The sequence below is a fragment of the Pseudonocardia broussonetiae genome (assembly GCF_013155125.1).
GTDB classification, from domain to species: Bacteria; Actinomycetota; Actinomycetes; order Mycobacteriales; family Pseudonocardiaceae; genus Pseudonocardia; species Pseudonocardia broussonetiae.
The window spans coordinates 6,924,088-6,942,426 of record NZ_CP053564.1 but is presented as its reverse complement, the minus strand read 5'-3'; the positions used below and the strand labels follow the sequence as shown (position 1 = coordinate 6,942,426).

18 protein-coding genes, 1 tRNA gene and 1 pseudogene are annotated in these 18,339 nt (G+C 71.8%); 11 read left to right on the top strand and 9 right to left on the bottom strand.

The window, feature by feature from the left end; translation table 11 throughout:
* Positions 1-17: 17 nt before the first annotated feature.
* Together HOP40_RS33510 and HOP40_RS33505 are read left to right on the top strand one after the other, a co-directional pair.
* Positions 18-758 (top strand): maleylpyruvate isomerase N-terminal domain-containing protein, encoded by a 741-nt coding sequence (locus HOP40_RS33510; RefSeq protein ID WP_172167159.1) that lies wholly within the window; start codon positions 18-20, stop codon positions 756-758.
* 137 nt (positions 759-895) lie between these two features.
* Positions 896-1,900, top strand: a complete 1,005-nt coding sequence (locus HOP40_RS33505; protein ID WP_172167157.1) for an ABC transporter substrate-binding protein — start codon at positions 896-898, stop codon at positions 1,898-1,900.
* Positions 1,901-1,916: 16 nt separating this feature from the next.
* On the opposite strand, the gene HOP40_RS33500 is transcribed toward HOP40_RS33505, so the two are convergent.
* Genes HOP40_RS33500 through HOP40_RS33490 form a run of 3 tightly spaced genes read right to left on the bottom strand, consistent with a single transcriptional unit; the run spans position 1,917 to position 5,022 of the window.
* The gene (locus HOP40_RS33500) at positions 1,917-2,405 is read right to left on the bottom strand and encodes a GNAT family N-acetyltransferase (RefSeq protein ID WP_172169717.1); all 489 of its coding nucleotides are present in this window, start codon (positions 2,403-2,405) and stop codon (positions 1,917-1,919) included.
* A 14-nt stretch (positions 2,406-2,419) separates the two neighbouring features.
* Positions 2,420-4,054, bottom strand: coding sequence for an alkaline phosphatase D family protein (locus tag HOP40_RS33495; protein ID WP_172167155.1), 1,635 nt, complete (start codon positions 4,052-4,054; stop codon positions 2,420-2,422).
* Between the two features lie 5 nt (positions 4,055-4,059).
* On the bottom strand, positions 4,060-5,022 hold the full coding sequence (locus tag HOP40_RS33490; RefSeq protein ID WP_172167153.1) for an ROK family protein: 963 nt from the start codon (positions 5,020-5,022) through the stop codon (positions 4,060-4,062).
* A gap of 84 nt (positions 5,023-5,106) precedes the next feature.
* On the opposite strand from HOP40_RS33490, the gene HOP40_RS33485 reads away from it, so the two are divergent.
* Complete coding sequence (locus HOP40_RS33485; RefSeq protein ID WP_172167151.1) at positions 5,107-6,123, top strand: DoxX family protein; 1,017 nt, start codon at positions 5,107-5,109, stop codon at positions 6,121-6,123.
* Between the two features lie 65 nt (positions 6,124-6,188).
* Here HOP40_RS33485 and HOP40_RS33480 read toward each other — a convergent pair whose 3' ends face one another.
* Both HOP40_RS33480 and HOP40_RS33475 read right to left on the bottom strand, forming a co-directional pair.
* Positions 6,189-6,650, bottom strand: coding sequence for a VOC family protein (locus HOP40_RS33480; RefSeq protein ID WP_172167149.1), 462 nt, complete (start codon positions 6,648-6,650; stop codon positions 6,189-6,191).
* Positions 6,647-7,222, bottom strand: coding sequence for a DinB family protein (locus tag HOP40_RS33475; RefSeq protein ID WP_172167146.1), 576 nt, complete (start codon positions 7,220-7,222; stop codon positions 6,647-6,649). The genes HOP40_RS33480 and HOP40_RS33475 overlap by 4 nt, the downstream gene beginning before the upstream one ends.
* 53 nt (positions 7,223-7,275) lie before the next feature.
* Here HOP40_RS33475 and HOP40_RS33470 point away from each other — a divergent pair.
* Positions 7,276-8,241 (top strand): annotated as a pseudogene (locus HOP40_RS33470) (helix-turn-helix transcriptional regulator); the annotation flags it as partial.
* On the opposite strand, the gene HOP40_RS33465 reads toward HOP40_RS33470, so the two are convergent.
* Together HOP40_RS33465 and HOP40_RS33460 are read right to left on the bottom strand one after the other, a co-directional pair.
* Positions 8,236-10,182, bottom strand: coding sequence for a M13 family metallopeptidase (locus HOP40_RS33465; RefSeq protein WP_172167144.1), 1,947 nt, complete (start codon positions 10,180-10,182; stop codon positions 8,236-8,238). The pseudogene HOP40_RS33470 and the gene HOP40_RS33465 sit on opposite strands and share 6 nt — an antisense overlap.
* 39 nt (positions 10,183-10,221) lie before the next feature.
* Positions 10,222-10,398 carry a hypothetical protein gene (locus HOP40_RS33460; RefSeq protein WP_172167142.1) on the bottom strand — a complete coding sequence of 59 codons (177 nt, stop codon included), beginning with the start codon at positions 10,396-10,398 and terminating at the stop codon, positions 10,222-10,224.
* A gap of 243 nt (positions 10,399-10,641) precedes the next feature.
* Here HOP40_RS33460 and HOP40_RS33455 point away from each other — a divergent pair.
* Positions 10,642-10,716, top strand: a tRNA-Ile gene (locus HOP40_RS33455).
* A gap of 92 nt (positions 10,717-10,808) precedes the next feature.
* Positions 10,809-12,299, top strand: a complete 1,491-nt coding sequence (locus HOP40_RS33450; RefSeq protein ID WP_172167140.1) for a tyrosine-type recombinase/integrase — start codon at positions 10,809-10,811, stop codon at positions 12,297-12,299.
* A gap of 25 nt (positions 12,300-12,324) precedes the next feature.
* Here HOP40_RS33450 and HOP40_RS33445 read toward each other — a convergent pair whose 3' ends face one another.
* Together HOP40_RS33445 and HOP40_RS33440 are read right to left on the bottom strand one after the other, a co-directional pair.
* A complete protein-coding gene (locus tag HOP40_RS33445) occupies positions 12,325-13,479 on the bottom strand; it encodes a hypothetical protein (RefSeq protein ID WP_172167137.1) in 1,155 nt (384 codons plus the stop codon).
* Positions 13,476-14,009: a hypothetical protein gene (locus HOP40_RS33440; RefSeq protein ID WP_172167135.1), complete on the bottom strand. Its 534-nt coding sequence runs from the start codon at positions 14,007-14,009 to the stop codon at positions 13,476-13,478. The genes HOP40_RS33445 and HOP40_RS33440 overlap by 4 nt, the downstream gene beginning before the upstream one ends.
* A 760-nt stretch (positions 14,010-14,769) precedes the next feature.
* On the opposite strand from HOP40_RS33440, the gene HOP40_RS33435 reads away from it, so the two are divergent.
* From HOP40_RS33435 to HOP40_RS33415, 5 genes are all read left to right on the top strand, one after another.
* Positions 14,770-15,087, top strand: coding sequence for a hypothetical protein (locus tag HOP40_RS33435; protein WP_172167132.1), 318 nt, complete (start codon positions 14,770-14,772; stop codon positions 15,085-15,087).
* A 24-nt stretch (positions 15,088-15,111) separates the two neighbouring features.
* Entirely contained in the window at positions 15,112-16,329 is a 1,218-nt protein-coding gene (locus HOP40_RS33430; protein ID WP_172167130.1) for an MBL fold metallo-hydrolase, read from the top strand.
* A 100-nt stretch (positions 16,330-16,429) separates the two neighbouring features.
* Positions 16,430-16,648: a dodecin gene (locus HOP40_RS33425; protein WP_172167127.1), complete on the top strand. Its 219-nt coding sequence runs from the start codon at positions 16,430-16,432 to the stop codon at positions 16,646-16,648.
* Between the two features lie 258 nt (positions 16,649-16,906).
* The gene (locus tag HOP40_RS33420; RefSeq protein ID WP_172167125.1) at positions 16,907-17,464 is read left to right on the top strand and encodes a thiamine pyrophosphate-binding protein; all 558 of its coding nucleotides are present in this window, start codon (positions 16,907-16,909) and stop codon (positions 17,462-17,464) included.
* Positions 17,445-18,089, top strand: a complete 645-nt coding sequence (locus HOP40_RS33415; protein ID WP_172167123.1) for a thiamine pyrophosphate-dependent enzyme — start codon at positions 17,445-17,447, stop codon at positions 18,087-18,089. Before HOP40_RS33420 ends, HOP40_RS33415 begins: the two co-directional genes overlap by 20 nt.
* Positions 18,090-18,339 lie beyond the last annotated feature (250 nt).

Here is an 18,339-nt window from a genome sequence, read left to right as displayed (position 1 = left end):
CGCGTTAGCGTCTCCCCATGGACCACTCCGCCGCACTCCTGGAGCAGAACGCCCAGCTCGCGACGCGGGTCGCGGACGCCGACCCCGCGACGCCCGTGCCCACCTGCCCGGGGTGGACCCTGCAGCAGCTCGTGCGCCACGTCGGCCGCGGCGACCGCTGGGCGGCCACGATCGTCCGGACCGGCGAGTTCGCCGACCCGCGCGAGGTGGTGGGCGGCAAGCCGGGCGACGACGTCGACGGCTGGCTGCGCGGGAGCCCCCGAGACCTGCTCGACGCCGTGGCGGAGGTCGGCCCGGACGTTCCGGTCTGGACGTTCCTCGGCCCGCGCCCGGCGGCGTGGTGGATCCGGCGGCGGCTGCACGAGTCGACCGTCCACGGCGCCGACGCGGCGCTCGCGCTCGGCGCCGGCGTCGGGCTGACGCCCGAGGTGGCCGCCGACGGGGTGTCGGAGTGGATGGACCTGCTGGCGACGCGGGCGGCGGGCGAGGGCCCCGGCCCGCTCGACCCCGGCACGACCCTGCACCTGCACGCCACCGACGACGGGCTCGGCGAGGCGGGGGAGTGGATGGTGGCGACCGACGACGGGCGGACCGTCCGCTGGGAGCACGGGCACGGCAAGGGCACGGTCGCCGTGCGCGGTGCGGCGGCGGACCTGCTGCTGGCGGTCCTCCGCCGCATCCCCGTCGACGACGGGCGGCTGGCGGTGCACGGCGATCCGGCGGTGCTGGGGACGTGGTTGGAGCGGACGGGGTTCTGACGGGGCGCCGGCGCGGGCCCGACGCGGCCCCCGGAGTTGCAGGAAAGCCACGTTCACGCAATCCGACGGCAGGAACGTGGCTTTCCTGCAACGGGGTGGACGTGCCAAGGTGAGCCTCACCTGACCTGAGGAGCGCCATGTCCGTGTCCCTGCCCGTCGACGACGCCACCCGCCGCGACTTCGTGTTCGGATCGCTCGGGCTCGCCGCCCTGCTGGCCGGCTGCGGCGCCGCGCCCGCGACCTCCGCGGACGCGCCCGGCGCGTACCCCCGCACGGTCACCGACGCCACCGGCACCGACGTCGTGCTCGACGCCCGGCCGCGCCGGATCGCGTGCGCGCAGAACGTCTGGGACCTCGACGCCGTGCTGGCGCTGGGCGAGGTGCCGGTGCAGTTCGGCCTGCGCGACTTCGCCGAGTACACCGGCAGCACGACCACCTCGTGGCCGTGGCACGAGCGGGCGCTCGACGGCGAGCAGCCCGAGCGGGTGTCCGTCGGCGAGGAGCTGAGCGTCGAGGCGATCGCGGCGGCCGCGCCCGACCTCATCGTCGGCGACTCCGCGGTGGCCGACGTGCGCGACCGGCTCGGGTCGCTCGCGCCCGTCGTGCAGATCGCGAGCTTCGACTGGCGGCGCAACCTGCGCATCCTCGGCGAGGCCCTCGACCTGTCCGACGACGCCGAGGCGCTCGTCGCGCAGACCGACCAGCGCCTGGCCACCTCGCTCGACGGCTACGACCTCGCCGGCGCCCGGGTGGCGGTCATCGGCGTGTACGACGCCACGGCCTTCTACTTCTTCGGCAACGACGCGATCCCGGTCGTCGACCTCCTGCGCCGGGCCGGCTTCGGCTCCCTCGACGAGCTCACCGCCGGCGCGACGCCCGACGCGCCGCGCGTCGAGTACTCGGCCGAGCAGTTCGGCCTGCTCGACGCGGCCGACCTCGTGGTCGTGTTCGACTACGGCGACTCGGGTGTGCCGAGCACCGTGTCCACCGACCCGCTGTTCGCGCGTCTGCCCGCCGTGCGGGCCGGGCGGGTCGTCGTCGTCGAGCAGGGGGAGCGGGCGCAGGGGCTGAGTGTGTTCGGCCCGCTGAACCTGCAGCTCGGGCTGGACTTCGTGCGGGAGTGCGCCGAGCTGGTGGTCTGAGGGGCGCCCCCCGGTCTCAGGTCAGGTCGTCGGGCAGCAGGTCCATCAGCAGCCCGTCGTGCCAGCTGCCGTCGAGGCGCCGCTCGTAGCTCCGCATGATGCCGATCGAGCGGAAGCCGACCCGGGTGTAGCTGCGGATCGCGCGCTCGTTGTGCGCCGCCGGGTCGATGACGATCCGGTGGTGCCCGCGGACGTCGAACAGGTAGCGCGCCATCGTGCGCATCGCGTCGGCGCCCAGGCCCTGGCCGTGGGCGTCGGGGTGCAGGGCGAGGTCGATGCCGGCGTGGCGGTGGTCGGCGTCGTCCTCCTCGTAGTAGATGATCAGCCCGACGACCTCGCCGTGCTGCTCCACGGCGTAGCCCTGCGGGCCCAGCAGCTCGCGGCGCACCCGCTCCAGGTCGTAGCCGCCCCACCACTTCGCGACCTCGGGGTGCGAGAGCACCTCCAGGAACCGGGGCACGTGCGCGGCCGTGGTGGGCCGCAGCACGACCGTCTGGCCGGCGATGGCGGCCGGCGTCGTCACCGGGCGACCTCGGCCGGGACGGGGGAGGTGAGCTCCAGGCGCGCGCGCTCGGCCAGCGCCGACGCCGACGTCGGCTGCTCGAAGAACACCTCGGCGCGGCGGCCGTTGATGTCGAGCGTGGCGATCGTGTTGCCGAACAGCGGGCCGGCCAGGCGCTCCCAGTCGACCGCCTTCGGCGGCGCGCCCGCCCGCTCCGACCAGCGCTCGGTGAGCCGGCGCGTGAACCGCGACCAGCCCAGCCGGAACCCCGGCTTCACGAACCACTCGACGTGGTTGTGCACCGGCGAGCAGGTGAGCTGGTGCACCGCGGCGGACGGCTGCGACTGGAGCTCGGCACGGGCGGCGTAGCTGTGGTGGACGTCGCCGGACAGCACGTTCACCGAGGCCACGCCGCTGCCCGCGGCGCGCTCGATCATCGCGGTGAGCCGGTCGAACGACTCGCGGAACGCCGCCCAGTGCTCCAGGTCGGCGCCCTGCCGGATGGCCTCCGCCACCTTGCCCCGAAACCCCGGCCTCGACGCCGCGATCTCGTTGACGGTCTGCAGCTCGCCGATCGCGTGCGGCAGCAGCCACGGCAGCGACGTGCCCAGCACCAGGTGGTCGACCGTGCCGGGCGCGTGCACCGCCGCCTCGATCCAGTCGAACTCGGGGTCGCCCAGCATCAGGTGCTGGCCGTTCTCGAGGATCCGCCCGTTGCGTGAGTCGATCATGACGAACCGGCTGCGGCCCAGGTCCCAGCGGAAGCTGAAGCGGACGCCCTTCGCGCCGTCGGTCTCGGCGTCGGCGCGGTCGGCGAGCTCGACGAGCAGCGGCCAGGTGTCGCCCTCGGCGGCGCGGACGCGCTCCCAGTCGCGGTCGGCCTCCAGCTCGTCGGGCGCGAGGTTGCCCAGGTGCTGGAACACCCAGTACGACGCGAGGCCGCCGCGGATGCGGTCGCGCCACCACGGCGTCGCGCGCATCTCGTCGCGCCACGGCTCGGAGGTGTTCCAGTCGTCGCGGATGTCGTGGTCGTCGAAGATCATCGCCGTGGGAACGGTGGAGAGCAGCCAGCGGATCTCGGGGTCCGACCACGAGTCGCGGTAGAGGCCGACGTACTCGCCGAAGTCGACGATCTCGTCGTCGGGCCAGTCGGGATGGCGGTCGCGGCGGCCCGCGATGCGGCGGCGGTTCATCGGCGTCAGCTCGTCGGCGTAGACCTGGTCGCCGAGCAGCAGCAGGGCGTCGGGCCACTCGCCGGGGTCGCGCCCGACCATCCGGGCGGCGTAGGCGTCCAGCGCGTCGATCCCGAGCTTCGCCGACAGCTTCGGGTCGGCCACCTTCGCGTAGCGGCACGAGCCGAAGATGATGCGGTTCGACCCGTCGCACTCCGCCCCGCGCGTGCGGATGAGGCTGGCCGGGAAGGGCGTGCTGGGCAGCGGCCAGACCTGCTCCCCGTCGATGTGCACCTCGTAGGGGGTGCGGCTGTCGGGTGACAGCCCGGTGACGCCCACGAGCGCGAAGTGGTGGCCCTGCACCTCGAAGGTGCGGGCCTCGCAGCCGAGCACGCGGACCGTCGCCGGACCTGAGGTCTGCACCCAGATCTGAGCGGTGGTCTCGCCGACGTGGCGCAGGACGGGTCCCAGGACGAGCATGTGACCTAGCCTACTGGGATCCGGGCGTCCTCGAGGGCGAGGAGTGCGGCGCCGACCATCCCCGCGTCGCCGCCGAACACGGCCGGCAGGATCGGCGTGGCCTCGCGGGCCTGCGGGGCGTAGGCGAACTCGCGGGCGGCCCGGCGGGCGGGCTCCAGCAGCAGGTCGCCCGTGCTGACCAGCCCGCCGCCGACGATCACCGCCTCGACCTCGAAGATGTTGGCGAGCGAGGCGATGCCGACGCCCAGCCAGCGGCCGAGCCGGCCGAACAGGTCGGTGGCCGTCGGGTCGCCCCGCAGCGCCGCGGCCGTGACGGTCTTGCCGGTGACCTCGCCGTCCTCGGCGCCCAGCCGCGCGATGAGGCCGTCGGGGGAGTCCTCGGCCGCCTCGCGGCCCATCCGCGTGAGCGCGGTGCCCGACGCGTACGCCTCGAAGCAGCCGTGGTTGCCGCAGCCGCACTCGGGACCGTCGGGGTTGAGGACGATGTGGCCCAGCTCGGCGCCACGGCCGGTGGGGCCGCGGTAGATCTGCCCGCCCAGCACCAGCCCGCCGCCGATCCCGGTGCCCACGGTCACGAGCACCATCTCGCGGTAGGGGCGCGCGCCGAGACGGGCCTCGGCCAGCGCGGCCACGTTCGCGTCGTTGTCGATGACGGCGGGGAGCCCCGTGGCCGCCTCGAGCTGCTCGCGCACCGGCCAGTCGCGGTAGGCGTTGTTCGGGGCCCAGATCATCCGGCCCTCCGGCCACTGCACGATCCCCGCCGCGCCGACGCCGACGGCCACCACGTCCGGGTGCTCGGCCCGCAGCCGCGCGACCAGGTCGAGCAGCACCGCGGACACCGCCTCGGCGTCGGAGTCCTCCGGCGTCGGCTCCACCAGCTCCGTCAGCAGGCGCCCGCGCTCGTCCACCACCCCGCCCGCGATCTTCGTGCCGCCGACGTCCAACCCGATCGCCTGTCGTGTTCCCACAGCGGAATGATGGCACCGCCGGTGTTTCGCCCGACCCAGGATGGGGAACTGCCCGACATGCTGCTTCGACGAGTCGCTCGACCCATGCTGGCCGCTCTGTTCATCCAGGGCGGCATCAACGCGCTCAAGGCGCCCCAGGGGCACGTCCAGGTGGCCAAGCCGGTCCTCGACGCGGTCTCCCCGGCGGTCGACAAGGCCGTCGAGGTGGCGCCGATCGACCAGCGGCCCGACGACGAGATGCTCATCAAGATCGACGCCGGCGTGAAGATCGTCGCCGGCTCGATGCTGGCACTGGGCAAGTTCCCGCGCCTGGCCTCCACCGCGCTGGCCGCGTCGCTCATCCCGACCACCCTGGCCGCCCACCGGTTCTGGGAGGAGGAGGACGAGCAGGCGAAGGCCCAGCAGCAGATCCACTTCCTCAAGAACGTCGGTCTCCTCGGCGGCCTGCTCATCGCCTCCGCCGACACCGAGGGCAAGCCGTCGGTGGCCTGGCGGGGCCGGCGCGCCGCCCGTGCCGCCCAGGCCGCGGTCGCCGGGCTGACCGAGACCTCCGGCCCCGGCATCGGCGAGCGCGTCAGCGCGGTCGCGCAGGACGCCTCGGGCGCGGTCGGCGGCGTCGCCGCCGGTCTCGTCGGCATGGCCCCGGGTGCGAGTGCCGCCGTCTCCTCGCTCGCGCAGAAGGCCGGCACGCAGCTCTCCGCGGCGGGCACCGAGGCCTCCTCCCGCGCGTCGGAGCTGTCGCAGGACCTCTCCGCGCGCGCCGCCCGCGCGGCGAAGAAGGCCGAGAAGCGCGGGGCGGCGCTGCAGGTCCTCGCCGAGAAGCGCGGCGCCGATCTGCAGAAGGCCGGGGAGAAGCGCCGCGCCGAGCTGCTCAAGCGCACCGCCAAGCAGCGCAAGCAGCTCGCCAAGCAGGCGGCGAAGAAGCGCCGGGACATGGAGAAGCGCGGCCCCGTCGTGCTCGACCAGGTCGCCACGCAGGCCGCCACGCTGGGCCACGACCTCGCCGCCCGCGCGTCCGCCGTCGGTGCCGAGATCGCCCTCCAGGCCGAGGGTGCCGCCAAGGACGCGCGCAAGCGCGTGCACGCCCTGTCCTCCGCCTGATCCCACGCACGTCCGCCGCGGAGCCGGGCACCCCGACGGGTCGCCCGGCTCCCGCGCGTCGGGGGTCAGTCCAGGCAGAACTCGTTGCCCTCGGGGTCGGCCATGACGATGAAGCCCGCGCTCATCGGCGGCTCGGGCTCGTCGCGCCGGATCCGCGCGGCGCCCAGCGCGACCAGCCGCTCGCACTCCGCCTCCAGCGCCGCCATCCGCTCGTCGCCGCTCAGCCCGGGCGCCGCGCGGACGTCGAGGTGCAGGCGGTTCTTCACGACCTTGTCCTCGGGCACCTGCTGGAAGAAGATCCGCGGGCCGTGGCCGTCGGGGTCCTCGATGGCCGACTTCGCCCCCCGCTCGGCCTCCGGCACGCCGAGCCGTGCGAGGAAGTCGTCCCACGCGGCCAGCGGGTCGGCGCCCTCGGGCACGTCGACGCCGGGCGGGCCGGGGTGGACGTAGCCGAGGACGTCGCGCCAGAACGTCGACAGGGCGCGGGGGTCGTGGGCGTCGAAGGTGACCTGGACGTGGCGGCTCATCGGGCGGCTCCGGTCGTGGGACGGGTGTGGAGGTGCAGGTCGCGCAGCAGGCAGACCTCGGACAGGTGGTGGATCAGCTCGCGCTGGACGTGCAGGACGAGGTCGCCCATCGGCAGCTCCGGGTAGGGCTCCTTCTCGCCCAGCGGCACCAGGAGGCCGTCGTCGCCGAGGGCGCGCACCCCGGCGGTCCAGGTGGCGAGCTGGGTGTGGAGCTGGTCGAGCGCCGTGGCGGCGTCGCCCGCGTACTCCCAGTCCTGGTACGACGCGGGCGGTGCGCCGAAGTGCGCCGCGTTGCGCACCGCGAGCACCCCGACGACGACGTGGCCCAGCCGCCACGCGATCGTCGTGAAGGGGGCGGGGGTCGGCTCGGGGATGGCGTAGTCGATGAGGAAGGCGCCCGCGCCGAACTGCGAGGGCGACGCGCCGCGGGGGCGCACGCTCCAGGCGTCGGGCACGGGCGACCAGAGGTACTCGTCGTCGGTGAGGCCGGCGAGGCGGTCGCGCAGCTGGTGCTCCCAGTGGAACTCCCACTGGTCGCGCACCATCCGGTTCCAGTTCGGTGGGGCGTCCATGGGAACAGCCTGGCACCCCTGGCGGACAGGATCGGTCCGCTATCCGGGGCAGGATGGGACCCGTGGACGCGGAGCGGGGGACGACCGAGCGGGTGCTGACGCTGCTCGGGCTGCTGCAGCAGCGCGCGGTGTGGACCGGGCCGGAGCTGGCCGGGCGGCTCGGCGTCACGCCGCGGACGGTGCGCCGCGACGTCGGGCGGCTGCGGACGCTGGGCTACCCGGTGCACGCCGGGCAGGGCGTCGGCGGCGGCTACCGGCTCGGCGCGGGCCGGGACCTGCCGCCGCTGCTGCTCGACGACGAGGAGGCGATCGCCACCGCGGTCTCGCTGCTGGCCGGCGCGGGCGGGGCCGTCGCCGGGGCGGGCGACGCGGCGCTGCGCGCGCTCACCAAGCTCGACCGCGTGCTGCCGACCCGGCTGCGCCACGAGGTGCGGGCGCTGTCGGGGTCGGTGGAGTCGTTCGACGGCGGCCGCACCCCGGTCGACCCGGACGTGCTGATGACGCTCGCCCGCGCCTGCCGCGACGCGGTCGAGACCGGCTTCGACTACCCCTCGGGCGACGGGCTGCACCGCCGGCGCACCGAACCGCACCGGCTCGTCGCGTCGGACCGGCGCTGGTACCTGCTGGCCTACGACCTCGACCGCGACGACTGGCGCAGCTTCCGCGTCGACCGCATGAGCGACGTGGCCGCCCGGACCTGGTACTTCCGCCCCCGAGACGCCCCCGACGCGGCCGCCTACGTGCAGGAGGGCGTGGCCAGCCGGGTCTACGCCCAGCGGGCGCGGATCCTCGTCCACGCCCCGGCGGAGACGGTCCGCGCGCAGGTCCCCGCGTCGGCGGGGGTGGTGGTGGACCGGGGGAGCGGGCGGTGCGAGCTGCGCACCGGCGCCGCCACCCTCGACCACGTGCTGGTGCACGTGGTGCTGCTCGGGCACGACTTCGCGGTGCTCGACCCGCCCGAGCTCGCCGACCGCTGCCGGGAGTGGGCGCGGCGGCTGTCTGCGGCGAGGGGGTCACCAGATCCGGACGCGCTTGCCGGGCGGGGTGAACAGCGCGTCGGTCTCCTGCACGTCGAACGCCTCGTGGAACGCGTCGAGGTTGGTGACGACGGCGTTGCACCGCAGGTCCGGCGGGGAGTGCGGGTCGAGCGCCAGGCGGCGGATCGCCTCCGCGTCGCGCGTGACGGCCCGCCACACCTGCGCCCACCCGAACAGCACGCGCTGCACGCCGGTGAGGCCGTCGATGACCGGCGGCTCCTGGTCGGCGGTGGCGATCGCGTAGGCCTTGAGGGCGATCGTCAACCCGCCGAGGTCGCCGATGTTCTCCCCGACGGTGAGCGCGCCGTTGACCTTGTGGTCGGGCAGCCCGATCGGCGACAGCGCGTCGTACTGGGCGATCAGCGCCGACGAGCGGCGGTCGAACTCCGCGCGGTCCTCGGGGGTCCACCAGTCGACCATGTTGCCGTCGCCGTCGTACTTGCTGCCCTGGTCGTCGAACCCGTGCCCGATCTCGTGCCCGATGACCGCACCGATGCCGCCGTAGTTGGCGGCGTCGTCGGCCTCGGGGTCGAAGAACGGCGGCTGCAGGATCGCGGCCGGGAAGACGATCTCGTTCATCCGGGGGTGGTAGTAGGCGTTGACCGTCTGCGGCGTCATGAACCACTCGTCGTGGTCGACCGGCTGCCCGATCTTCGCGAGCTGGAAGTCGGTCATCCACTCGCCGGCGCGGGCGACGTTGCCGAGCAGGTCGTCGGCGCGCACGACGAGGGAGGAGTAGTCCTTCCAGGTGTCCGGGTAGCCGATCTTGGGGGTGAACCGCTCCAGCTTGTCGAGCGCGCGCTGCCGCGTCTCGGGGCTCATCCAGTCGAGCGTGGAGATCGACTGCCGGTAGGCCTCGACGAGGTTCGCGACGAGCTCGACCATCCGCTCCTTCGACGACGCCGGGAAGTGCCGCTCGACGTAGAGCTTGCCGAGGTCCTCGCCCAGCGCGTCCTCCACGAGCGAGACGCCGCGCTTCCACCGCTCCCGCAGCGTCGGCGTGCCCGACAGCGTGCGGCCGTGGAACGCGAAGCTCTCCTGCACGACGTCCTCGTTCAGGTAGCCCGCGCAGGCCGACGCGGTGTGCACCGCGAGCCAGGCCTTCCACTGCTCCAGCGGACGCTCGGCCCACAGCCGGGCCGCGGCGGTGACGAAGCTCGGCTGGCGCACGACGACCTCGTCGAACGCTCCGTCGGGCGCCCCGAGCGCGGCGAGGAAGGGCTCCCAGTCGAACTCGGGCGCCGACGCGCGGAGCTCGCCCAGCGTCATCAGCGTGTAGGTCTTCTCGGCGTCGCGGTTGGTGACGCGGTCCCACGACTCCGCGGCCAGCGCCGTCTCCAGCTCCATGACGGTGTCGGCGTGGTCGGGGAGCCCGACGAGCGCGCACAGCCGACGCAGGTGGGCGACGTACTCCTCCCGGATACCGGCCGAGGACTCCTCGCGGTAGTACGACTCGTCGGGCAGCCCGAGGCCGGACTGCGACAGGTGCACCAGGTAGCGCGTGGAGTCCTTCGCGTCGGTGGAGACGAACGCGCCGAACAGCGCCGCCCGCCCCTCCCGCTGCCGGCGGCCCAGCACGGCGGCCAGCGCGGCGCGGTCGGGGGCGCCGGCCGCCTCGTCGAGCAGGGGCGTGAGCGGTGCGACGCCCGCCGCCTCGATCCGCTCGACGTCCATGAACGACGCGTACAGGTCGGCGACGGGACCCGGCCCCGCCTCCTCGACGATCGCGCGGACGTCGGCCTCCGCGTTGTCGCGCAGGACGCGGAAGGCGCCGTCCTGCGCGCGGTCGTCGGGGATCTCGTGCGTGCTGATCCAGCGGCCGTTGACGTGCGAGAACAGGTCGTCCTGCGGACGGGTGCCCGCGTCGACCCACTGCAGGTCCAGACCGCTACGGGTCGACGAGGTCGTGGGGGTCGAAGTCATGCACCCATCGTGCCAGGAGGAGCGGCCCCCGCAGAGGGATCAGTGCTCGTGCGCCTGGTCGTAGCCGAAGTCGCCGCCGTCGAGGTCGAGCTCGCGACCCGCCATCCGGCCGGAGACGGGGGCGCGCCTGCGGCTCGTCGGGAGGTTGAGGATCGCCTTCATCTCGTGGGCGAGGTCGTACCCGTAGTCACCGCTGGCATCATCGTTGACCGGCATGGTCGTCTCCTTGAACGTCGTGGCTTACTGACGCTCCGTGACCGATGTACTTCGGACGGTGCTCAGAAATGATCGCCCGATGCGGTGTCCGGTGGCAAGGGCGTTCCACCGGTTGGAGTCGAACTGGACACCGATGCCCGAACGGGTCGGTCCGGCGCTGACGGACGGGAGCGACGACGGGCGGCATGGGGGCCGCACGGGGTCGGGGATCGGGACGCGGGATCGGCTAGCCTCGCGCCCCGAGGGGCGGTAGCTCAGCTGGTCAGAGCAGCGGACTCATAATCCGTCAGGTCGTGGGTTCGAGCCCCACCCGCCCCACAGCCTCTACCAGTACATACAGGGTTCGAGGCGAATGGCTGTGCAGGTTGCGTGACACGAGTTGTGACACCAACTAGAGGTACGCTCCGGCCATGGCTTCCCACGGTGCAGGGCGGCGTCGCGCTCGTGGCGCAATCGACGTGCTGCCGAGCGGGGGCCTCCGCGTGCGTGTCTACGCCGGCATGGACGCAGTCACCGGGCGGCGGCGGAACCTGGTCGAGCTGATTCCGCCTGGGCCGAAGGCGGCGCGGCAGGCAGAGGCCGCCCGCACCCGTCTCCTGAACCAGGTCGATGAAGAGCGCCAGCCGCGAACCGGTGTGACGATGAACCATCTGCTGGACCAGCACTTCGAGTTGAGCAGGTGGGAACGCAGCACCCGCGAGACCTACAGCGGCTACGCCAGCAAGCACATCAGACCGCTGATCGGGGCTGTTCAGGTCGGAGCACTGAACGCGCGCACCTTCGACTCGTTCCATGCGGAACTGCGGCGCTGCCGGAACCACTGCGGTCGCAAGCGCTATGTCGATCACCGCACCCCCTACGAGCACGAGTGCGACGAGCGCTGCCGGATGCACGAGTGCCAGCCGCTCGGGGCCGCAACGATCCGGCAGATCCACTTCATCATCAGCGGCGCGCTGAACCGGGCAGTGCGTTGGGGCTGGATCTCGTCGAATCCCATCGTCTTCGCCGAGACCCCGCCTGCACCGAAGGCCAAGCCCCGGCCGCCGTCGCCCGAGGAGGCTGCGCGGATCCTGGCTGAGGCCTGGGTCGATCGGGAGTGGGGCACGCTCGTGTGGCTCGCGATCGTGACCGGCGTGCGGCGGGGCGAACTCTGCGCGCTGCGGTGGCGGGACGTGAACCTGTCGACCGGCGTGGTCTCGGTATCGCGGAGCATCGGCCAGCGCAACAGGGACACATGGGAGAAGGACACCAAGGATCACCAACACCGCCGCATCGCCGTCGACGAAGAGACCGTCGACATCCTGGCGGAGCACCGTCAGCGTCTGCAGGACCGCTGCGACGCGCTCGGCGAGCCCGTCCCCGCCGATGCCTACCTGTTCTCGCTCGCGCCGGACAACTCGACATTCATGCGACCGAACTCGGTGAGCGAGCGATACAGCGACCTGGCCGATCGACTCGGCATCGCGACGTCGCTCCACAAGCTCCGGCACTACTCAGCGACGGAGCTCATCGCCGCCGGCGTCGACATCAGGACGGTCGCGGGCCGGCTCGGACACGGCGGCGGAGGGACAACCACGCTGAGGGTCTACGCGGCGTGGGTGTCGGAGTCGGATCAGCGCGCGGCCGGGCACATGGGAGCGCGAATGCCGTCGCGACCGACAGTGCCGCAGCTTCCGGTTTGCGACACCGAACGCAAGCTCTATCCCTACGAGGTGATCGCCGACGCGATTCGCCGGCAAATCGGATCGAGGGAGCTGGAACAGGGACAGTTCCTGCCAGGCATCAAGGCCATCGCAGCTTCACATAACGTCGCCGTGGGTACTGCGCACCGCGCCGTCGCTCTCCTCGTTGATTCCGGGCATGTGACAGTCGTCCGGGGCCGAGGAACTGTTGTCAGCTAATTGCCCTAGCGCAGGACGGTGCCCGCTATGGCCGGGGCCCATCCGGCCAGATGCGCGAAAGCGCGGTCGGGGTCAGAGGGTCGCGATAGGACTCACGGATAAGATGGTGGCTGGTTTCGGATGACGCTGTGTCGGCGAGCCGAACGAACCAGTCGATGCCAGCCGGGTACGACCACAGGTAGCTACGCAGCAGTGGGTCGACCGCGCGGTCGGAAAGCATGTCGCCGATGGCCGGGGATGACCAGAAGGGAACATGAGCGCGGGCGATCTCCACGCACTCCGGCACGCTGGTGCCTCCGTTGATGGCAAGGTGCAGCTTTGACCGGACGAGCTCGAGGTAATGCGCCAGGCGGACCCGCGCAACGAGCGGCTGGTCATTCGGCCTGACGAACAGCGGGAACGCCTGTGCCAGCCCTTCGAAGAGGACCTGCTGCTGAGCGTGCACGGACGTCATGCGCATCCAGGGGACATCCTGTCGCCGGCACCTTTGCGCGTAGCTTGCCCCCTGCAGCCCGTGGCCGAGCAACTCGTGCAGCGCGAACTGGCGCGCCTGTACCTCGGTGAAGCTCGCGTTGCGCGAGTTGATGCGGAGCCGGACGTCCGAACCGGTGCCATCGAGCCAGTAGGCCCAGTAGACGTCGAGGTCGACATGCTCGACGGTCACCGAAAACGGCGCGTCCGTGTCGGCGAGCCGGCGGACGTCGCTCTCCATCTCCCGCGCGTGGGCCTGAATAACCGCGGCCACGTCGTCGTCCGCAATCGGAGCCTCGGTGGCCTTGAGTGCCTTCGCTGTATCGACGTCCCAACCGACGTCGAGGCGATCTAGTTCTGCGACGGAGACCAGGCGCACCGACTCGATGTACTCGTCCGACCAGCCGTTGGCAGAGCAGCCTTGAGTTGCGCGCACGTACTCGTCGAGTGGAAGTCGCACGCCGAGGAGCGCGTCAAGGTAGGCGACGCTCGCGCCGAGCCGGTCCTCGATCTCGATGAGACCGACGCTCCGTGCCTCCGTCTGCAACGCGACCAGTTCAGCCCGGGCGTCGAGCCGGCTGGACACTGTGCGCGGGGCATCAGCGCCTTCGGGATAGCAGTCGAAGTCGATGACAGCTGGAGCGCCGCGCCCGATCTCGTATGAATTCCACGCCCGCAACGCTGCCTCCGCCCGATCGCGCAGCGTCACACGTGCTCCCATCGCAGGGTCGCGTACTGGTTCGGCTCAAGACGCTCACGGGTGAACGTCATGATCAAGTCGTCGCCATCGTAGTCCCAGATGACAGACTCTTGTGCCAGTCTCTCCGCCCCGTCAGGCAGCTCCTCGATAGCCGTTATGCCAGCTACCTCGTGAATGCCGGCGTGGCGCACGTTCAGGACGTAGGCCTGGGTGTGGCGGGCAAACTGTTGACGCCAGTACCAGTCGCCACGGAACTCAGCCCCGGAGCAACGGTATCCGAACAGGGCGGTTTCACCGGGGTGGATGGGCGGCGACAGTTGGCACGCGAACTTCGCGACGTTGTCGGCGGTGTGCAGGCGTTGGATGGCGTTCCTCGTCGCGCTCTCGCGCAGCGCGACTAGGTCGAGCTGCCCGCGGCTGTGCTGGAACCACAGGTCGCGGGGTGCCCGGTGAACCGGCCGGTCTGTGAGGTTGAGGGAGTGGTACCAGTAGGTCACTGAGCAAAGACCATCTGCAGCAATCTGCAGATCGACGGTCACGCTCAGATCCACGAGGTAACCGGCTAACAGGGCGATCTCGGTCGTCTGTTCCCTGGACAGCTCGTGCGGAGGCCGGGCGGGCCGAGTCCGCTACTGGCTCCCGCGCCCAGCTCCTGGCGCCGCCCCGGCGGCTCGCATGCTCACCCCATCGTGGTGCTCGACGAGCCAACGCCAGGGTCAGGTGCCTGGTGGTGATCGACCTCGACGTACCCAAGCCGGGACATAAGATCCCTGATGAGTGGGCGGGAGCCAGCATCACATCCGGTGCCGACGTGCTCACCGTTCTAGCCGAGATTCAGGAGGCGCCCGCCGTCCGTGCGACGTACACCGTGAGTGAGTCCAGAGTGGCCTGCCCGCTTGGTGGATCATTCGGTGCGAGGGTCGAACTGAGGGCCTACCAGCCCCGCGCAAACGTGGCCGTGCACGGACGACGACGGACGCCGGCAGGGCGCTGAGCAGCACGAACCACGTGGCAAATGCTCCCGCCATCATTGCTTCACGCCGATGACGTCACTGGTTCGATCCCAGTATCGCCCACGCAGGTCATCCCGCTTCGAGATCTTCGGACCGGGCCTCTGCCGTTGTTCAGATCTGCCCTTCCGCTGCGGAACGCGGGCCGGACGGCGCGCCGTGGTGCATATTCGGACAGCTCCCTGTCATCGCGCTGCGCTAGCGTCGTTCGTCGGCGTTCCCGCGACCGCCGTTTTTCCGCCTACCGACTGACCGGGTCCTCGACCCGCTGTAGGAAGGGATACGACGGATGTTCGTCTTGGTCGACACCACAGTGCGGCCGGCCACCGTGGCCCTGGCCGAGCCCGAGAACTGCGCCCGGTTCCACCTCGCGGTCACCGGCGGGGATGAGGTGGCCGTGCGCGAGGCGCTCGCGAGCAGCGACACCGGGACGCTGGTCGACCGGGACAGCGCCGTCGTCGCTGTCGAAGCCGTGCGGCGCTTGGCACGGGGCCACGTCGGCGACGACTGGCCCAGCCGCTTCGCCGCCATGCTGGCCTATGCGGAGAAGAAGGGCTGGCTCACCGCCGACGGTGCTGCCGTTCAGGCCCATTGCGAGTGGCAGTAGCGACCGGACCGGCGAGGAGATGACGTGGCGTTCTGCCCGACGGTGTCGAGCTACTCCAACGGTCCGAAGCCGATCGGGGAGCGGCGACCGCACGTGGGGCGGTCCGAGGAGGAGGGGGTCACGCCCGCCCTGCGCGGCCTGGGTCCTCCGGTGGCCCGGACCCGGGGAGATCCCGGTACCACGCGGGTCGGGAGCTGGCCGCGCCCGCGCTCGACGGCACCCGACACGTCGCGCACGGTGTCGGCGCGAGCACCCCGATTCGCCCGTCCGGCGCGGCGCCAGGGGGCCCGGCTGCCGGGTTTCGCCGTGGCGCAGGCCGCGCTGCACCACGGCGGCACCGCAGCAACCGACCACGAGTGGAGGATGACGATGCCCGCACAGCCCGCACCCCTGGAATCGATCGACATCGGCGACATCAAGGTGACATACCTGCCCGACGGCGATGCGACGCTCTCGGCCACCACGGTCTTTCCGGCGTCCAATGACGCGCTGTGGGAGGCACACCGGGAACTGTTCGACGCCGACGGCCGCCTACTGCTGACCCTCGGCGGTTTCCTCATCGAAACCGGTGACCAGAAGGTGATCGTCGACCTCGGTTTCGGGGACCTGACCGTCCCGTTCGACGCGGTCGACGGTGTGTTCCGAGGGGGCAAGCTGCTGTCGAGCCTGCGCCAGGCCGGCGTGCAGCCCGCCGACGTCGACGTCGTCTTCTACACCCACATGCACCTCGACCATGTGGGCTGGACCGCGCAGAACGGCACGCTGACCTTCCCCAACGCCCGACACGTCGTGGGCGACGGGGAGTTCGAGTTCTGGCAGGGGGTCTCCGACCCCGATCTCGCCGGGGTCGGACCGAACCCCGACGCGGTGCTGGCGCCGCTGCTCAACCGGATCGAGTCGGTGTCCGACGGCGCCACTGTCGCGCCCGGGGTCAACGTGCTGGCAAGTCCGGGCCACACACCGGGTCACTGCTCGGCGGTGGTCTCGTCGGGTCAGAGCCGCGCGATCATCCTGGGGGACGTCATGCACTGTCCGCTGCAGCTGTCCGACGGGGATCTGAGGATCATCTTCGACGTCGACCCGGACACCGCGGCGCGCACCCGCGACCACATCGCCGCTGAACTCGAGGCCGACTCCGCGACGATCGGCGCCGACGGGCACTTCCCCGGCTCGGCGTTCGGTCGCGTGGTGCAGGCGAACGGCCGGCGCTGGGTGGGCCTGGCCGACACCGTCGCCCGGTAACCCTCCATCGGCCCGAGCTGCGTGCGGGCGCCGGAGCCTGCCGGGGCGACACGCCGCTCTCCACGGCGACGCTGATACACACCAACGAAGGGACGTGCTCGTGAGCAACCACACCTACCGGGTCACCGACATCGTGGGGTCGAGCCCCGACTCCATAGACGACGCGGTTCGCAGCGGGATCGACCGGGCCGGCAAGACCCTGCGCAACCTCGACTGGTTCCACGTCACGGAGATCCGCGGCCAGCTCCAGGACGGCCAGGTCGGCCACTACCAGGTCACCATGAAGGTCGGCTTCCGCCTCGACGACGCGGACGCGTGAAACCGGCAGCCCAACGGCGGGAGGACGATCGGCCGCTGGAACACGTGTGCCGATGGCGATATCCCCGGATGGCCCGCCCTCCGGCCCGCGCTGCCGTGGCCGATACTTCCCTCCCGCTGATCCGGAAGGGTCCGTATCCGGCGAGAACATCGGCGGTAGCAACCGACGGTGCCCGATGTGCGCCAAGAAGCAGGTCCTGGTCGGCCCGACCAGGACCACGATTCCGTGGGCTGCGTCGCCCGTCCCGAGGTTGTCATCGTGACCCTTTCCGGCGTCGCCGAGCCGTGGGGGGTACGCGTGCCCTCCGGGCTCGACTGGCAGATCACCATCGCGGATCGGTTCGTCGCAGGCGGCGTGGACGTCGCCGCCTTCGTGCCGGACTCGCGGCTCGAGGGCGTTCTGGTCGGGCTCGCCGGACGCGGTGTCCTGCTGCGGTCGCTGGCTCGCGAGGAGGAGTGCGTTGCCTACGCGGCCGGGCAGCGGATCGCCGGGCGGTATCCGATGGTGCTGATGCAGAGTTCCGGCGTCGGCAACGCGCTGAACGCGCTGGGCTCGCTCGCCGTGCCCTACCGCCTCGGACTGCCGCTGGTCGTTTCCATGCGTGGGACGCTCGCGGAGGCTAACCCGGCGCAGGTGCCGATCGGCAGGGCGACCAGGTCGTTGCTCGGTGCGCTGGGGGTCCAGTGCTTCCCGCTGCACCGGGCCGAGGACGCCGCCACAGTGAGCGACGGTGTGCTCGAGCTCGCCTTCGGTGCCCAGGAGTGCGCGGCGATGCTCCTCGAGCCGGAGCTCGGTGGTGGCCGTGAACGTCGTTGAGGCGACGCGGACGGTCGCCGACGTCTTCCCTGATGCGATCATCGTCCCGTCCCTGGGCACGGCCACGTCAGCCACCAGACTGGTCACCGAGGACGGCCCGCACTTCTACTTCGGTGCAGCCATGGGCTCCGCCCTGGCCGCTGCGCTCGGCCTGGCCGAGGCCGTCCCGGAGCGGCAGGTCGTCGCCCTCCTCGGTGACGGCGAGTGCCTGATGGGGGCCAGCACGCTCTGGTCGGTAGCGGCCTGCCGACCACCGAACCTGGTCGTCGTGGTGCTCGCCGACGGCGCGTACACGATCACCGGCGGTCAGCCGGTCGCGCCCGCGCTGCGGCTGGCCGAGGTCGGCGACGCACTCGACGGGCTGGCGGGCGCCTCGGCAGGCTCCGTCGAGGACTTGCGCACCGTGCTCAGTTCGATCACGCAGCCCGGGGTCGTGGAGGTGCGCATCACGGAGCGGGTCTGGCCGGGGCCGTCGCCGTTCGTCGACCCGACCGAGGTCGTCCGTCGTGTTCGGCAGAACGTCGGCGCGCCGTCGGGAGGCCTCGATTCGCGGGTCGCGCCGCCGAGCGCAGGTGTTGTCCGCCAGGCGCACGGACGGGCACCTGCTCCGCCAGACGCCACGTGAGCAGTGATCGATCTTTCGTCGAATCCCAGTCCGGCACCGGTTCCCCGGTCAGCATCATGGAGAACCGGGAGCTGGGGAGTGTGTCGAAGTGGCCAGCACGTCTCTCTTGACGCCCGCGCCCACGCAGCTCTCCGAGGCCGCTGAACGGGTACACGTGGAGGTGCGCGAGTTCCTGGCTGCCGAGCTCGCCGCTGGAAGCTTCACGACCCGCGTCGACACATGGCGCTCCGGCTTGACCCGGTGTTTGCAG

Bases quoted from the DNA above. Each gene is read 5' to 3' on its own strand.
- HOP40_RS33510 (WP_172167159.1), top strand. From the start codon at position 18: ATGGACCACTCCGCCGCACTCCTGGAGCAGAACGCCCAGCTCGCGACG.
- HOP40_RS33505 (WP_172167157.1), top strand. From the start codon at position 896: ATGTCCGTGTCCCTGCCCGTCGACGACGCCACCCGCCGCGACTTCGTG.
- HOP40_RS33495 (WP_172167155.1), bottom strand. From the start codon at position 4,054: ATGCTCGTCCTGGGACCCGTCCTGCGCCACGTCGGCGAGACCACCGCT.
- HOP40_RS33485 (WP_172167151.1), top strand. From the start codon at position 5,107: ATGCTGGCCGCTCTGTTCATCCAGGGCGGCATCAACGCGCTCAAGGCG.
- HOP40_RS33480 (WP_172167149.1), bottom strand. From the start codon at position 6,650: ATGAGCCGCCACGTCCAGGTCACCTTCGACGCCCACGACCCCCGCGCC.
- HOP40_RS33475 (WP_172167146.1), bottom strand. From the start codon at position 7,222: ATGGACGCCCCACCGAACTGGAACCGGATGGTGCGCGACCAGTGGGAG.
- HOP40_RS33465 (WP_172167144.1), bottom strand. From the start codon at position 10,182: ATGACTTCGACCCCCACGACCTCGTCGACCCGTAGCGGTCTGGACCTG.
- HOP40_RS33460 (WP_172167142.1), bottom strand. From the start codon at position 10,398: ATGCCGGTCAACGATGATGCCAGCGGTGACTACGGGTACGACCTCGCC.
- HOP40_RS33450 (WP_172167140.1), top strand. From the start codon at position 10,809: ATGGCTTCCCACGGTGCAGGGCGGCGTCGCGCTCGTGGCGCAATCGAC.
- HOP40_RS33435 (WP_172167132.1), top strand. From the start codon at position 14,770: ATGTTCGTCTTGGTCGACACCACAGTGCGGCCGGCCACCGTGGCCCTG.